Below are 14,269 nucleotides of genomic sequence, written 5' to 3'. Positions count from 1 at the left end.
GAACGTAGCGAGGTCCAGCCAGCTTTGCTGGCGATGCTGCTTGGTTATGTTAACTGTGCGCCTGAATAAGCTCATTGACCCACTCTTTAAGTTTAAGGATTACTTCTTGGGTTTCGGACTCAGAGCCCTCTGCCTCAAAGTAACCCTCGGTTTCTATTTTGTAATGCCAATCACTACATTGCTGTTGCACTGAATAAGGTATTCCTTCTAGCGCTTCGATTGACTCATATACCCTTTGCGCAAAAGCATCGCGATCCCTACGATTTTTATCGTATTCGTCTATTTCGACTAAAAGCCTTTCTAGAACGGTTTTATTCGACATTACTCTCTCGATACTTTCGTACAGTTAACGCCCAATTAAGTTACAGACCAACGCACACCTGAACCCAAAGCAACACACCGATTACACCTAAACTTGTTGGAACTGAAAATGCCGCGCATTGGCTGTCAGATTGAATTGTTTGTTAGCTGCATCTAATATCGTGAACATAAAATCCCGCAATACCTTTCTTATAGCTAATGTCACAAGACAGCTTAAAACTAGGACAAACCTGACCAAACCCTACAACTTTCCATTCCTCTCCATTCTCTAAATGAAATAAAGACCAACTACCACGTGTTTTATCTCTTCCTGTTTTGATGCATGTAGATGACTTTACATAAATGTTTTCGCCTAACCACTTTGTTGGATAAGCAGGAATTGTAGCAACAACCATGTACACGAAGTATCCCATTAAAAAGCTAAAAAGTGGTATAGATACCAAGGCAAAGAAGAACTCTTTATATTTACCTACTTTGTAATGATGTGCCAAATAAGTAAAACCTGCAGGTTTCGCTTTTGTTCCTTTGTAAAAACTAAAAGCAAAAATAATGGCGGCTAATATTGCAAGTGATGAATACGGAAAAACTGTTGATTCAAGCGTTTCTAATGGTACATATGAGGAGCTTGCACCAAGTACTATTACCAACACTAACAATCCAAAAATACTTAAGATTGATATCACGATCTTCTCCAATCCACGTCCCCTCTGAGTTAATTTGTCAGCTAACGCCCTGCTCTAACGAATCCCCTCATAGTTTCTTTATAAAACAATGAGTAGACGCAAATCGCTCATTCTGATCTAATGAATTTCGCCAAAAAGACACCGGATTCAATGGATTTAATAGGGAACCCTAACGATACGCGACGTTCAAATTCTACAGCAAACTCTCGAGAATCAATGTCCTGGCATTCACAAAAAACGACTTAGATCTCTGATGCTTGCCACCAAAACGGTGCTCGATGGCTCCGATCTCACCCTCACCAAAATCGGAGGCGCCCTTGATACTAGTACCACGGTCAATCATGCCATCAAACGCATCGACCGATTGCTCGGGAATCAAAATCTTCACCGAGAAAAGGATGCCATCTATAAATGGCATGCTTCGTTTATTACCCGTGCCAACCCTTTTCCTGTCGTCCTCGTTGATTGGTCTGATGTTCGCGAACAACTTCGCCATATGACATTGCGCGCTTCAGTTGCCGTGAAAGTGTAACCCTCCCCCAAGAGTCATCAGCTTTTCCTCAACAAGCTGCAAGCCCTGCTGCCCGAAGGCTGTACACCTATCATCGTCTCTGACGCGGGCTTTAGAAATACATGATTCAGGCAAGTCGCCAATAAAGGTTGGGTTTGCTGGGGCGCGTGCGTGGCGAAGTCTCAATTAAATGTGGTGATGCGCCTTGGCGATGGAACAAAAGCTACTATTCGCAAGTAACCGACAAACCTCTGTTTTTGGGAGAAAGCCAACTTGCAAGGCGCTCCCCGCTTAAGTGTTTTGCCTATCTATATAAAAGCCAACCGAAAGGCAGGAAAGCACATCGACACAGCCGAACTTGTCAGAAACACTCTGCAGGAAAGGTGTTCCACAAAGGGGTGAAAGAGCCTTGGCTTCTAGTTACAAACATCCCCAACCATGTACTAAATGGCGTCAAAATCACCCGTTTATACGCTAAGCGAATGCAAATCGAAGAGTCGTTCCGAGATTTAAAAAGCCCTGCTTACGGCCAAGCACTTTGTCATAATCGCACTCGCTGTAACAAGCGCATCGACATCTTACTGCTCATGGTATTACTGGCTGAAATCATCATGAGGTGGAATGGGTTAATCGCCATACAAGCAACATGGCACTATGACTTCCAAGCCAACACCATCAAGCATCGACGTGTTTTATCAATCCCAAGGCTAGGAAAAGAGGTTAGGAGCCATCGACGATACAAGATTAAAGAGTCCCAATATCACTGGGCGATGTTCGAATATCAACGCCTTACGCACACTTGTGGGTTGGGGAAATTATGAGGGGATCCGCCAGAGCCCTTTTAAGGTGTGAGCAACGCAATACCGATGCTACCGCATACCACCTTAAACACTAAACGCAGCGCATAGTAAAAATGCCACGCGTTGCGAATCACTCTTAAACAGTTTGTTAGCCGTTTCCTTCAGCCATGTACATACCTTTTGCCATAACCTTAGAAGGAGTAACATCATCACTCGTATATAGAATACAGTCTGGATTGTACTCTCCGTTTTGGTGCATTTCCCATTCAGCTGCAAGCAACTTACTTTCAAAGTGATTAAAATTGAGATTGAACCAGTTTTGCAGTTGCTGAAAATTGTCAGCCTGCATTTCTCCTTGATGCTCTTCATGCAGCGTGTCTAGAATAATTGGATAATTCCGATCAGTTGCAGCCATTATTGCTTTTCTCGCAACACCCAATAGCATTTGTCCTGTAAATTTGAGCTTAAAGTCCATTAGGTGATGTCGAAGCCCATATTTAATTCGAATTCCTTTCGAGTGAGACCAATATCTATTTTCCAGTAAGTCCAAGCGAGCCTCATAGGTTTTAAGTATTTCAGATTCGATAAAACCTTTAGTTTCTTCTTTGAGTTCGTCAAGTGTTAAGAGCTTAACGTTGGTATTCTTCGCAGCCTCAATTGCTCCAGATTGAAATCCACTGCTAGAAACAATAAATGCTTTGTCTACCCCTAGATCTTCTACAATGCTGCGAAGAGCTAATACGTGACCTTTGTTTACCTTACGTTTCCAGTGCTTTGCTTCAACAATCCATTTTAGGTCGATACCCAAAAATTTAGTTTTTACAAACACATCAACATCATGGCTTGTCCTGACACCAGTTAAGCTGACATTTGTTTCAGCTTCTGCTCCAATAGCGTTGAAGTGTTCGCATATTTCCTCTTGAAAGATAAACCAATCTTCTTGACGCATTAATCACCTTCAATAATTATATTTTATCGAAATGGCTAACGCCTTGTTGAGGTGTGAGGCACGCAATGCCCTAGCCTCCGCATAGCACCTTAACCACTAAACCTAACGCATAGTAAAAATGCCACGCGTGCCGAATCACTCTTAAACAATTTGTTATATGGTTATGCCAAAATTCGCTCAATTCTAGTTATTTTTTGAATAGTAAAACGAAGTGTCGTTAAACAATGAAACAAACCTGTAATATCCAAATTTGAAAGAGCATCATTTTCATAAGAGTAACGCGCTTCCACAAACAACTTATCGTAAGGCTTGACGAGTTGTACCAGCTCGGAGAATGAATATTGTATTGCTCCATCAGCATGTAAAGAATCAATGTTATCTATTACCTCATTGCCAACAATAAGTAGTAATGAGCTTAAGTCATGACCTTTTGTTAAGGGTTCTTCAGTAACTCTCCCACCATACACGCCATTTCCAAAGTTCTTGTAATCTTTGATAATTGAACGGACACACAGTGATTTAATATATAGTTCAATGGCGAGTGCAGCATTGGTAATCATAGGAAGTAAAACGCCGGACATAGGCGGTAACTGCCTCAAAAACTCAGCACCATCGTAAAACTGATCAGCCGAATCGAGTACGCTGCTATTTGGAATTTCGATTCTTTCATATTGATACGTTTTATCGTTCATAGACTCCTACCATATAACGCCCGCGTAATTGACGCGAGCTTGCGAGCGTCCTAATTGACGCGTTTGTTAACTGCTATAGCAGGTTGTACTTGAAGGAGTGGCCATAACGACCCATTTGAGGGCAGCCAAAATATCGGTCACCTACGTTGAATAATTTTGGAAGCTGCAAAAGTTCACCCTCTGAAGCCTGCTGCTGATAAAGATACAAAACTGAAACATAAAGAGCCGCTATAGAATTTAAGCAGTTCTTTAAGTTTCCTTTCTCGAAATGCTCATGACGATGGTGCTTCACCTTATTGTGGTCTTGCCACCAGAAAGGAGGATGATTATCTCCCCAATCAGTCCAAGGCTTGAGCGTAAGTCCATATCTGGGGGCAGTAACCTCAAACTCCTTAAAGTTTGGTAGTGCATAAACAATTTCGGATTGATAGGCATTGATCGACGACGCCGTACTACCGGGATTTATAGCTTTACATAGTTGCTTCAAAACCACATCAACTTCAGCGCTAGCTGCAAGAAATAGCCTAGCTATCTCAATTGAAAACGCTTCGTCATTAGCTGAGAAATCTACAAAACGACCGAGCCTATCTAGATCCTCCTCAATTGATAAGAAGAAATTCCAGTGAATGAGTGTTTCTTGCCTTTGAATTCCCACTTTGCCTCCTGGCAGTTAACGCCCAAAGCAGCGGCGCGCTTACGCGTCCGCCTGCCTTTGCTTGTTAGATTTTTTGAACCTACCTACAAAGTGCCAAATTATTGATGCAATAAGTGAAGCAAGTATCCCGAGACCAAAACTTATTCCTCTTTCAGTCCAGATCGTTTTTTCAAAGTCTCTTCTCTGCTGTGAGAAAATAGCATCGACCACCTCTTGATTTGCGTTAACAATTGGCTCTAATTCTGATCTTTTTACTTCTAACTCTTGGATCAGGCTTTTGGTTGCTTCAATCTCGCCTTTTTTACTAGAGATAAATTCAGATAAGTCATTCAGATTCTTCTCTGTATTCTTTAACAGATCAAACTGCTGAGTGTAACTCTCAGGCTTATTTAGTTTTTCTGTTCTCGCTTTCTCTGAAGAATAAATTGCTAAACCTAAACTAGCAGAGGCTAACAGTACAGAAATGAACGATATAATTGCTGTTGGTTGAGGAGATCTTTTGTAGCTTTTTACCCAGAACTCAACAAACGCTTCTGCAAAAGCATCAAACTTGAAAAGGACTAGGGATTTTACGAGCTTCGCCGCTTCTTCATGCTCTTCTCGAGGTGGTTCATGGTAAATATCAAAATCACTTTCGATTATTTCAGCACCGGATGATTCTTCATTAGTCATATTAATGATGCCAACTGGATACTCCCACACTTCGAATTTCAAGTGAATGTCAGCATCACAATTGTGGCATTTTTCGTCTAGTTCATATGAATACTGGACTTCTCCGCCCATACCTCTTTCGGAGCCAGATTCTGCTTCGAAGTAGAAGTCATCATTATGAAGGTAATGCTTTGCGCCACAATTAGTGCATTTATACGTAGCTTTACCTGTTATTCCATCACTCACAATTGGTAACCCTTACTCCGTGAAATCTAACGCCTCAAACACCGGCATGGTGAAGATGGCGGCTTTTTTGGAACAAAAAAGGTGACAGCTTTGCCATGTCCGCGTGCTTTGACTTGTTAGATGTTTTGCGCAATTTCGGCCTGATTCCTTGGAGCCACCTTTTGACCAGATAATATTTCCTGAGAATATTTTAGGAGAGCATGATTCTGTGAAAAATCTGGCTCTACCCTCACGGCCTCTTGAAATACCTTTACGGCAAGATTAGGCACATTTTCAAGCAAGTAGGAAATACCGAGGTTAAACAATATTCGCGGCTCATTAGGATGGTATTTAATACCTTCTTCCAGAACGGAGATAGCCTCTTTATGCTTCCCTAAAACACCATAAGCTCCGCTCAACTCGATGACGAGTATAAGATTAGCAGGTTGAAGCTCCCAAGCCCTCAAGAGGTAATTTAATGATTCGTCCTTTTCCCCCAGGCTATGCGAGACTTTCGCAAGCATAAGATAAGGTGCAGCATTATCTGGGCTCTCAGGGGCAGCCAATTTAAGCAAGGATTTGGCCTTCCTAAGCTTTCGCTTATCAAAGAACCCTGGTTTCTTTGGCACCTGACCATCTAATTGAATTAGCCCTTCGGATAGCTTGCAACCCTTAGTGAATAATTCCATGTATTTTTCTTCTGATGGCATATTGAAATTTTCCGAGGTTAACTCTTACATCTAACATTTTATTCAACGACATGGTGTCACATAACTCTGTCGTGTAACTAATTCAGGAAAAACCTAACTAATCACTTGATTTCATTCAATTAAACACACGTATCATATAAACCCGTCAGTAAGATATACGACACCATGTCGTGTATCTTACTCAATCGCCTGATGCTACCCAATTGATATTATTTGCTTTTTTTTTCATTTCATGACTTACCCCAAAAATCAGCGACACATACGCTTGGGAGAAAAGCGACATCGGTCACTTACCGAACACAAAGAAGTCACAGAACCCAATGCGCGACATACCCACCCAGCCACCAAAAACGTACTCGCTTTATGGATTACCGCCTGTCGCGGGAATGACGGCTTGGTAATGTGTATTGAAGGTACAAAATCAGGGAAAAATTCAGGACGAATTTTTAGGTTGTCGGCGCCGGGAGCGCCTACAACCGACCCGGACCACACCAAAGAACAACAAGGCATTTCTGGGTACTCTTTTTGCCTTAAAAGAGTACCTGGCGCGCATCAACCCATGTCAAATGAGTCACGAAACCCAATGCGCGACATACCTCAGCTGCACCAGAATCCTCAGCCACAAAAATTACACCCGCTGAATGAAATCCCCCTAGTCAGAAGACTCCATCAACTTCCTCACCCAATACTTCTCCCTCAACCCTGGCGGATAATCTTCATTCAGGATCAGCTCATCATCAATGCCTTCTTCGCCCGACTGTAACAGCATTTTCCGCTTGTTGATTAATAACTGGTCCAGCTTGCGGATGGTGGCAATTTTACGTTCAATCACATTATCCAGCACTTTTTCAATGTCATTGAGCGCCTGAAAAGCGTGGGTGGTTTCAGGCTGTCTGTCCGTATCAAAATGATTTTTATACGGCGCGGAATACCCGCGTGACGGGTCTGGCTGCATTGCCGGCGTATCGCCGTTCATATTGGCTGATGTTTTGCTTCTGGGTGTTTCTCCGGGGAGCTCTTCGCTCATCTCCGCGATAACATGTTCAACATTGACGGTATTGATGGCTGTCAGGCCTTCCATGCAGGCATAAAGAAAAATCCTGTCTGCAAGTATATTAATTTTTCGCGGCACGCCTTTGGTGTATCGGGCGATGGCTTCGAATACGCCGTCGCTCAGGCTTGGATTTCCCCGCCAGTTGACACATTCCAAGCGATGCAGCATATAGCTTTTAACCTGATCGGCGGTCAGCGGCTGTAAATGGCAGGAGGCGATGATACGTTGCCGCAGCTGTTCCATTTCAGGCAGGCGGATAATGCCTTTCAGCTCCTCCTGGCCTAACAGAAAGCTCTGTAATAGCGGCTTATCATTGAACTGAAAATTCGACAGCATTCTCAGCTCCTCTACTGTTTCAGGGGGCAGGTTCTGCGCCTCGTCAACCAGCAACACTGCGCGCCTGCCTTGCTGCCTCAGCCCGTACAGGTGCTGTTCAAACCGCTTCAGTATATCGGCTTTACTCATCCCTTCCGTGGGAACGTTAAATTTAGCGGCAACCAATTTCACCAGTTCATCTGGCGAAAGCCGGGTGGTAGCAATTTGGACCGCAGTGACAGATTCATCCAGACTGGACATTAACCGATGAACCAGAATGGTTTTCCCTGTGCCTATCGGCCCTGAAACCACAATGAAGCCTTCTTCTAAAGACAGCCCGTATTGCAGATAGGACAGCGCTTTCTCATGATGAGGACTTGCGAAGAAAAAGCGTGGGTCGGGACTTAACTTAAACGGTTTATCCGTAAATCCAAAATGCGCTTCATACATAGCTAAAACTCCACCCTTACATCGATGAAAAGCCGGGTTTCATCGTAATCATTTACCGAGTCCGACGATGAACGCGTGTAATATTCTACCCCGGTCTGAGTAAACAACTCAGGCCGGAAAAAGTAGGTCGTGTCCAGACTGAACGTATGGTAATCATCAGTTTCATCACCGGTTGAAAGATACGTAAAGTCATAACGTTCATAGGCATAGCCAATATGGCCGGACAACACGCGGGACAGCTGGTGATCCACATCCAGCTCGATACCCCGGGAGTTGTCGTCTGTCAGATCAGACAACGACTCCAGCGTTTCCCTGTCTATCTGATAGAGAGAAAAACTGTATTGTGTGCGACGGAGCGTCAGTTCAGACAGCCAGCGTGCTTCTTTTCTCAGATAGATTTCGTCAATACGCCCGCCATCAACAAATCTGTCCCTTTCATAACTGTCCGGTGATTCAGTGTACGTCAGGGTATTGGTCCAGCGCCGTGTACGATTTCGGATTTCAGCGGCGTAGCTGTCCCCTTTAATTCGCTTGTCGTATTCGAAATAAAGGCGCGTTTTATCAGTTGGGTTAAGGTTGATCGCACCGGCCCAAAAATCACTGTTCACATCATCTTCTGAGAAGTTGTAACTCACTTCCCCGTAGGAATAGCGGTCGATAAAGTAGCGAACACCGCCACCCCAGTTGAAAATTTCATTCTCAGAGGAATCCGTTACACCGTCATAATTCTCATAATTGAGCCGCAAGAATGGCGAAAATCCGCTGATAGTCTGTAGTCCGATGACTTCATTGAGTCGGGTAAATTCGGTGGAAATGCCATCATCGCGGCCTTTTCGATAGTCATAAAATGCCCCTAACCGCCAGAATGCATCCCGTACCGAACGCCCATTAGCGTAAACAATATTACCGCCCCAGCCCGTGTAGTTACCTATGTCGTCTTCGTTATTGATAACATTGGTATAGACTCTGGAGCGTAAGTCCATGGTGCTCAGCGGGTTGGTTTGATAGCTCAGACCTATTTCGGCTTCATTGCTCTGTATCGTATTCCCGCTGATCACATCGGCATTCGCATCTGTTGCGATGTCGCTGGCGATGTTATCGATAGACGCACTGGCATCCACCTGAAACCCACTGCGACCCAGACCTTTGTATGCGATAAAATCTAAATCCTGATACAACTCATCACTTTGTTCACCCTCGGTGTAATACAGATACCCCAGAGTGTAATCCAGGCTGATTAATCCCCGGTTACCTTCAATAGTCCCTTCGATGCCTGCTTCCAGCTCAGTAATAAAGCTGCTTTGTGGATCAGTAGCTGTTCTGTCTACGTTGTCTGTAAAAGTGACTGCTGTTCCTGCGTATGGCGTTAACTTCACATCCGCCGCCTGGCTGGGAAGACCTAACAGTGAAAGGCTTCCCAGCAAATATAAACTAGGATTGATCCTCTGTAGCGCCATACTCATGTCCATGTCTGTATTGACCAAATACATTGCGCACGGTTTTGTTCATTACAAACCCGATTGCCATATCCTTATTCAGTTGAGACACCGCGACTTCTACATCGTCCAACCTCGATCTGTCCTGCTCTACCACAACCAATGCCTGACCCAGCAACTTGGACAGGGTCATGGTTTCAACAATGCCAAGCAATGGCGGGCAATCAAATATCACCATACGATCCGGATACCGGTGTGCCAGTTCATTCATCAGTTTTTCCATCTTGTTACTGGCCAGTAACTCATTACTCAGATGATGGGGCTTACCAGCCGGAATCAGGCGCAAATTCGGTATAGACGTTGGATAAATGATTTCCGACAGGTTAGTGATGCTCCCTTGCAAGAAATCAATCAGTCCCGCCTGTGCCTGTATGCCCAGCATGTCACTGACCCCTGGTTTCAGCACATTGGCATCAACCAGTAAGACTGTTTTGTCTTTCTCGGATGCCATGCTGAGCGCCAGATTAACTGCCGTAAAAGTTTTGCCTTCGCCCGGAGATGCACTGGTCACCATTAACAAATTGGCTCTTTGCTGAAACTGAGCACCGCTGCCGAAAGCGGTATGAAACAATTTTTGTTTTATGGCCCTGAACTCATTGGTGATACCGGCATTTACCTGCTTATCGGTATGCGAAACCATGCCTAACTCTCGAAGCCGCTCGCTATCTATCTCTATGGTTTCCGGCCGACGCCAGGCTTGCGGAAATCCGTCTGACATCACAGGCTGATGAATGGGTTTGAATATGGCTTCCTGCTCAACGTTCTGGCTCAGGCTCTGAGTGTTGGCTGAGTCGGTTTCATGAACCAAGTCCTGAATTAATGACTGACCAGACAGCAGTTCTGAGCTCTGAGGCCGATCAGTATCTGATGCCGGCTTCCCCGTTTTTTTGTTCTGACTGGCCGACTTTTTCTCCATCGCTTTTTGAATAATACTCATATCCAACCCATCTCCTGCATGATTAGCGTATGAATTGAAGTCACGACATTCAACGCCATGAAACCCAGGAAACACACGACAAGTGCTGCACTCACCCAGACAAAACGCCATTTTTCTTTACGTGCAGCCGCAGCAAGGCCGGACTGCTCTGTCGGTGAAATACCGCCCAATACGGGTATTCCTGTCAGCTGGTACAACTGGTTGGCAGACGTGGCAACCGGATAGAGCTGGCTGGTCAGGAAAGCAAGTCCAACCCCCACTCCCAAGCCTGCAATCAGTACCAGAACTAAGAACAATGGGCGTATTGGCCCGGATGGCTTCAGCGGCGCTCGTGGCGGATCAACAACCCTGAAGGTAATATCATCCGACGCCGCCCCCACTTTCTGGGATATCAGCGCGGACTCGCGTCGGGACAACAGCTCTTCATATTTATTTTTGGTAATGTCGTAACTCCGGGTTAACCCTGTGAGTTGCGCTTCTACATCTGGCATACGAACCAGTTTATCCTGCAGGAACAGCGCTTTATCTGTTTGCGCCTTTTCGCGAACCTGCAACGAGGCGACTTCGTTCTCTAACTGACTGATCAGCAATTTCAGATTCTGAAAAAACTCAGTGCTTCTGAAATCACTGTTGCCATCATCGGTCGACAGCGCCAGCCATGCACGCTTTTGACGTTCCAGTTCCGCAATCTGCCGTTTGGTTTCTTTCACATCCGGGTGTTTGTCCGTAAAACGGAATAACAGACTGTCCAGCCTGACCTGAAGCGCATCCAGTCTGTCATCATATTCGGTGCGCTGGGCGCCCTGATTTTTGGCGGCCAGTGCCATTTCCTCGTTCAGCTTACGCTTGGCCGTTTCCAGTTGCGTCTGCCGTTCCTGCAACTCAAGCTGAGTGTCTTCGATATCGGCATTCACTGCATCTAACTGGCCTCTGAAACCCATTTCGGAACTGGGTAAGTAACCGGCATGTTCCCGTTTGAATTCAGCCAGCTTAAGCTCGGCATCCGCCAGCCGCTTTTCATAATCAGTTAGCTGGCGCGCAATGAACTCACTGGCTTTATCCGTATCCTGCCGGTTTTTGCCTAAGGTATTTTCAACAAACACATCCAAGGCCGACTGCACGACATTTTTGACATAAACCGGATCGGTACCGCTGTAGCTGATACTGAACAGGTTTTCTCTGCCCGCGGATTTGATCTCAATGTTTTCTTTCAATTCAGCAAGAATGTCTTCATATTCCTCATTGGTGGTGGCTTTCAAATCTGCATCGGTATAGCGGGCAATGGTTTCCAGATTCTGCCTGCTCAGCAGGGTTTTCACCATCAGACTCAATTCCTGGTTCGAATCATTCGGTATCGCCAGGCCTTTCAGCAAAGGTTGCAATATCGAGCGTGTGTCCGCGTAAACTCTGGCTTCAACTGTGTATTGGTTTGGCCAGATTGTGACCACAGCCCATCCAAGGGGGCAGATCACCCAGGTGGCTATGATGATCCACTTGCGGCGTAGCCACACACTGTGCAGATACTCAATCAGGTTCTGAAATTGTTCCTGCATGTAACCTCCAATTAGAACCAGGCTTCCGGAATAATAATGATGTCACCAGGCAGTATGTCGACGTTGTCCCCAATCTCGCCATCACGCAGCAAGTTACCCAGGTTCAGCCCATAGGCCCTTTGCTGACCATTAACCACGCGGATCAAACGGGCATCATTGCCGTCTGCGAAATCCGTTAAGCCGCCAACAGCCACCATCACATCGAGTAACGTCATGTTTTCCCGATAGTTAATAGCCATGGGTTGTTGCGCTTCCCCAATCACTCGCACCTGTTCACTGTAAGGCCCCACAAACCCCTGTACGATCACGCTGACAATGGGATCCCGGACATATTCCGCCAAACGAGCCTCAATACTGCCAGCCAGTTCAGTCGGCGTACGCCCCGATGCCGGAATATCGTCCACCAGAGATGTTGTTAACATGCCATCCGGACGAACAATATAGGCACCGGATATTTCAGGGTTACCCCAGACAAAAATGTTGAGGGTATCTCCTGGGCCTATCAGGTATTTGTATTGATTGATGTTTTTTGTCAAAGAAGGCTGAGGGGTAGCCTTAGGTAAAGAGGGCAACGAATTTGAGGTACAGCCAGTCACTAGCATCATAGTGGCAGCCGTCAAACAGGTTAACTTCAATAGGTGACCACTTCTTGTCATATCAGCATCCATCCTGCGTATAAGTCCGTATCTCACATACCTTTTCCAAGGTTCAGAAGCGTCCAACTAAGTTGCAATTACAGCAGGCAAAAACGTCATTGAACTAAATTAACTATATATGATTTTTTTATTTTGCAGATTTTTTATGCTTGCCGATACTCAATACAGGAAGGGGCATTTTATTTATTTACACCTGGGACAAGGGTGATTATGACTTACTCAAGATTTCACGATCTAAATTTAAGCAACGCCGTGCTTATTTTTGCAGATATATTAATGCTTTCGGGCACTTTTGCAGGGACTCAACTATTTCTTTTTTATTTCAATCCGGCCTATTTACAGTATCCAGGCATCTTAATAAATGTTCTTAATCTCATTTATTATACACTTCCAATTCAACTGGCTCTGCTAGCTGTAGGACTTTACAATGAAAAACTCAGAGAGTCATATCGCGGCATCACTGTCAGAATATTGGTTGCCATTAGTTTGGCGTACATGCTGTCCACCAGCCTGTACCTGATCACTCCCCTGCCTTTTCCTGCCGGTTTTAGCCGTGAGTGGATGTATGGCAGTGCGCTGGTTGGTTTGATGATCGTGCGCTTTATCGCTATCCGTTCACGCTATCAGATGATTGGCAGGCTCAAAGTGCTCATTTTGGGTGCAGGTGAACGGGCCAGCCTTATCAATCGCTGCATGAGACGGCAATCCGACCGGGTCCATGTCGAACTGACAGGTTATGTGCCTATGCCGGGCGATAACCGGGAAAACGCAAATGTCACCCCTGTTCTCGACATTTCGGGCTCGTTGGAAGCCTTTGTGAAGTCCAACCATATCAAAGAAATCATTATTGCTGCTGATGAACGTCGGGGTAACCTGCCCACCGACAGTCTTTTCCATTGCAAGATGGAAGGGGTACAAGTCATCGATATCATTGACTTCATTGAACGGGAAACCGGACAGGTCGCAGTCAGCCATATTCATCCGTCCTGGGTGATCTTCAACCCGCATGCTACCGGCAACAAAGTGGGACGCTGTTTGTACTGGCTGTTTAATTGCGCCATTGCCATGCTGTTGTTGCTGATCACCTGGCCCATACTGATCGCCATCATTGTGATGATAAAATGGGAAGACGGTTTACGTGCACCGGTACTTTACTCTCAGGAGCGAGTCGGGCTGAAAGGCAAACGTTTCTCTATCTATAAGTTTCGCAGCATGAAAACTGACGCTGAGTCGCAAGGTGAGCAAATGGCCAGCCGCCAGGATCCCCGCATCACGCGTGTCGGCAGTGTCATCAGAAAATACCGGCTGGATGAGCTTCCTCAGCTGATCAACATTCTGAAAGGCGACATGAATTTTGTTGGCCCTCGTCCTGAGCGTCCGAGTTTTTCCAGCCAGTTTGAACAACAAATTCCTTATTATAATCACCGCTTGTATGTAAAACCCGGTCTGACGGGTTGGGCCCAGTTAAAATACCCCTATGGCGATAACATCGAAGATACCATTGAGAAACTCAAGTTTGATCTTTATTACATTAAACATAAAAGCGTAATACTCGATATATTGATACTGATCAGAACCTCTGAAATAGTACTGTTTGGTAAGGGGCGATAA

13 protein-coding genes and 1 pseudogene are annotated in these 14,269 nt (G+C 45.3%); 2 read left to right on the top strand and 12 right to left on the bottom strand.

Features of this window, described 5'->3' with window-relative positions; all coding sequences use genetic code 11:
• Positions 1-49 precede the first annotated feature (49 nt).
• The gene (locus tag D6M16_RS16785; RefSeq protein ID WP_120512955.1) at positions 50-322 is read right to left on the bottom strand and encodes a hypothetical protein; all 273 of its coding nucleotides are present in this window, start codon (positions 320-322) and stop codon (positions 50-52) included.
• Positions 323-464: 142 nt separating this feature from the next.
• Positions 465-1,004 carry a hypothetical protein gene (locus D6M16_RS22305; protein ID WP_162941085.1) on the bottom strand — a complete coding sequence of 180 codons (540 nt, stop codon included), beginning with the start codon at positions 1,002-1,004 and terminating at the stop codon, positions 465-467.
• A gap of 175 nt (positions 1,005-1,179) precedes the next feature.
• Between D6M16_RS22305 and D6M16_RS16780 the strand changes: the two are divergent.
• Positions 1,180-2,336: pseudogene (locus tag D6M16_RS16780) on the top strand (IS4 family transposase).
• Positions 2,337-2,463: 127 nt separating this feature from the next.
• On the opposite strand, the gene D6M16_RS16770 reads toward D6M16_RS16780, so the two are convergent.
• The 10 genes from D6M16_RS16770 to D6M16_RS16720 all read right to left on the bottom strand — a co-directional run bounded on the left by D6M16_RS16770 (position 2,464) and on the right by D6M16_RS16720 (position 12,607).
• The gene (locus D6M16_RS16770) at positions 2,464-3,264 is read right to left on the bottom strand and encodes a restriction endonuclease (RefSeq protein ID WP_120512954.1); all 801 of its coding nucleotides are present in this window, start codon (positions 3,262-3,264) and stop codon (positions 2,464-2,466) included.
• 161 nt (positions 3,265-3,425) lie between these two features.
• Positions 3,426-3,956, bottom strand: coding sequence for a hypothetical protein (locus D6M16_RS16760; protein ID WP_120512952.1), 531 nt, complete (start codon positions 3,954-3,956; stop codon positions 3,426-3,428).
• A gap of 73 nt (positions 3,957-4,029) precedes the next feature.
• Positions 4,030-4,611 carry a hypothetical protein gene (locus D6M16_RS16755; RefSeq protein WP_120512951.1) on the bottom strand — a complete coding sequence of 194 codons (582 nt, stop codon included), beginning with the start codon at positions 4,609-4,611 and terminating at the stop codon, positions 4,030-4,032.
• Positions 4,612-4,650: 39 nt separating this feature from the next.
• On the bottom strand, positions 4,651-5,508 hold the full coding sequence (locus D6M16_RS16750; RefSeq protein ID WP_162941084.1) for a hypothetical protein: 858 nt from the start codon (positions 5,506-5,508) through the stop codon (positions 4,651-4,653).
• Positions 5,509-5,624: 116 nt separating this feature from the next.
• Positions 5,625-6,197 (bottom strand): tetratricopeptide repeat protein, encoded by a 573-nt coding sequence (locus tag D6M16_RS16745; protein WP_120512949.1) that lies wholly within the window; start codon positions 6,195-6,197, stop codon positions 5,625-5,627.
• Positions 6,198-6,849: 652 nt separating this feature from the next.
• A complete protein-coding gene (locus D6M16_RS16740) occupies positions 6,850-8,016 on the bottom strand; it encodes an XrtA/PEP-CTERM system-associated ATPase (protein WP_120512948.1) in 1,167 nt (388 codons plus the stop codon).
• Positions 8,017-8,018: 2 nt separating this feature from the next.
• The gene (locus D6M16_RS16735) at positions 8,019-9,392 is read right to left on the bottom strand and encodes a TIGR03016 family PEP-CTERM system-associated outer membrane protein (RefSeq protein ID WP_162941083.1); all 1,374 of its coding nucleotides are present in this window, start codon (positions 9,390-9,392) and stop codon (positions 8,019-8,021) included.
• Between the two features lie 55 nt (positions 9,393-9,447).
• Complete coding sequence (locus tag D6M16_RS16730; protein ID WP_205576922.1) at positions 9,448-10,449, bottom strand: XrtA-associated tyrosine autokinase; 1,002 nt, start codon at positions 10,447-10,449, stop codon at positions 9,448-9,450.
• Positions 10,446-12,002 carry an XrtA system polysaccharide chain length determinant gene (locus D6M16_RS16725; RefSeq protein ID WP_120512946.1) on the bottom strand — a complete coding sequence of 519 codons (1,557 nt, stop codon included), beginning with the start codon at positions 12,000-12,002 and terminating at the stop codon, positions 10,446-10,448. Before D6M16_RS16725 ends, D6M16_RS16730 begins: the two co-directional genes overlap by 4 nt.
• An 11-nt stretch (positions 12,003-12,013) precedes the next feature.
• Entirely contained in the window at positions 12,014-12,607 is a 594-nt protein-coding gene (locus tag D6M16_RS16720; RefSeq protein ID WP_205576921.1) for an XrtA/PEP-CTERM system exopolysaccharide export protein, read from the bottom strand.
• A 261-nt stretch (positions 12,608-12,868) separates the two neighbouring features.
• On the opposite strand from D6M16_RS16720, the gene D6M16_RS16715 reads away from it, so the two are divergent.
• A complete protein-coding gene (locus D6M16_RS16715; RefSeq protein ID WP_120513232.1) occupies positions 12,869-14,269 on the top strand; it encodes a TIGR03013 family XrtA/PEP-CTERM system glycosyltransferase in 1,401 nt (466 codons plus the stop codon).

The organism is Photobacterium salinisoli (assembly GCF_003614885.1).
Taxonomy (GTDB): domain Bacteria; phylum Pseudomonadota; class Gammaproteobacteria; order Enterobacterales; family Vibrionaceae; genus Photobacterium; species Photobacterium salinisoli.
This window is presented reverse-complemented; position numbering and strand designations above follow the sequence as displayed.

What these genes read in the sequence shown, in the direction of transcription:
- D6M16_RS16785 (WP_120512955.1), bottom strand. Translation starts at nt 322, where the DNA reads ATGTCGAATAAAACCGTTCTAGAAAGGCTTTTAGTCGAAATAGACGAA.
- D6M16_RS16770 (WP_120512954.1), bottom strand. Translation starts at nt 3,264, where the DNA reads ATGCGTCAAGAAGATTGGTTTATCTTTCAAGAGGAAATATGCGAACAC.
- D6M16_RS16760 (WP_120512952.1), bottom strand. Translation starts at nt 3,956, where the DNA reads ATGAACGATAAAACGTATCAATATGAAAGAATCGAAATTCCAAATAGC.
- D6M16_RS16745 (WP_120512949.1), bottom strand. Translation starts at nt 6,197, where the DNA reads ATGCCATCAGAAGAAAAATACATGGAATTATTCACTAAGGGTTGCAAG.
- D6M16_RS16740 (WP_120512948.1), bottom strand. Translation starts at nt 8,016, where the DNA reads ATGTATGAAGCGCATTTTGGATTTACGGATAAACCGTTTAAGTTAAGT.
- D6M16_RS16730 (WP_205576922.1), bottom strand. Translation starts at nt 10,449, where the DNA reads ATGAGTATTATTCAAAAAGCGATGGAGAAAAAGTCGGCCAGTCAGAAC.
- D6M16_RS16725 (WP_120512946.1), bottom strand. Translation starts at nt 12,002, where the DNA reads ATGCAGGAACAATTTCAGAACCTGATTGAGTATCTGCACAGTGTGTGG.
- D6M16_RS16720 (WP_205576921.1), bottom strand. Translation starts at nt 12,607, where the DNA reads ATGATGCTAGTGACTGGCTGTACCTCAAATTCGTTGCCCTCTTTACCT.
- D6M16_RS16715 (WP_120513232.1), top strand. Translation starts at nt 12,869, where the DNA reads ATGACTTACTCAAGATTTCACGATCTAAATTTAAGCAACGCCGTGCTT.